We start from the raw sequence: 1,046 nt of genomic DNA, 5'->3' as shown, positions 1-1,046 counted from the left end.
TAAATTCAGTACACTGTGCTGTTCAATCAATACGCCTTTCGGCTCCCCAGTTGATCCAGAAGTATAAATCATATAGGCTAGATGATGCCCTTCTGCCACTGAGGGTGGATTCGTTGTACGCTCTCCTTCCATCCCCTTATCCAAATAAATCACTTTGCCTGAGTATGAGTCTATTCTTTCTTTCAACACCGACTGTGTAAGCAAAAGAGGGACCGCGCTGTCTTTCAGCATGTACTCAATACGGCTATCTGGATATTGAGGGTCAATTGGCACATAGGCTCCCCCCGCCTTTAAAATTCCCAGCATCCCGATGAGTAGATCAAATGATGGGCGAACCATGATGCCTACCAACATATCGGTTCCAACACCTTGTTGAATGAGGGCATGTGCTAGCTGATTGGCACGACTGTTCAATTCTCCGTAGGAGAGGGATTTTCCTCTAAAAACAGCCGCTGTTTCCTCCGGACGCACCTTAGCCTGCTTTTCAAATTGAGCCGAGATAGATTGGTAGGAAGGCATCGGTACAAAAGTATCATTCATGCTGGTCAATAGCGTTTGTTCCTCCTGAGAAAGCAACCCGATTTCGCCAATCAATTGATGTGGATCGGCCAACACCCTCTGGATAAGATATTCAAAATTTTGGGCCATCTGTTCAATAGTCTCTTTTCTGAATAAACTTGTACTATATTCAAAATAGATGTCTAAATGGGAACTGTGTTCAAACACATCCAATGATAGATCAAATTGTACATTGGGATTGAAAACGTTTTGTATCTCCCATTGTGCAGCAAGTTCTTCCTGCTCATGATGAAACGAAAACATGGTTTGAATAAGAGGAGTACCATTTGTCTTCCGTGTCATACTAGTTCGATTCATAATCCATTCTACAGGATCCACATCACATTCGAAGGCTGCAAAACAATGCTCCTGTACTTTTGAGAAAAATTCATTTACTGGCTGTGCAGACGGTAAATGAGTCCTAATAGGTAATGTTTTAACAAACATCCCAACAGTTTTATCAAAAATCGCATGATTTCTCCCAGCAG

Annotated in this window: 1 protein-coding gene; it reads right to left on the bottom strand. The window is 42.4% G+C overall.

Annotated features, from left to right (window positions below; genetic code table 11):
* Positions 1 to 1,046, bottom strand: a 1,046-nt coding sequence (locus R7E47_RS25315) for an AMP-binding protein (RefSeq protein ID WP_318085566.1), incomplete at both ends; no start/stop codon positions are given.

It is taken from the genome of Vibrio sp. Vb1026, from assembly GCF_033338745.1.
Classification (GTDB): domain Bacteria; phylum Pseudomonadota; class Gammaproteobacteria; order Enterobacterales; family Vibrionaceae; genus Vibrio; species Vibrio alginolyticus.
Note: the sequence above shows the minus strand (reverse complement) of the source record. Positions and strands in the feature narration are given on the sequence as shown.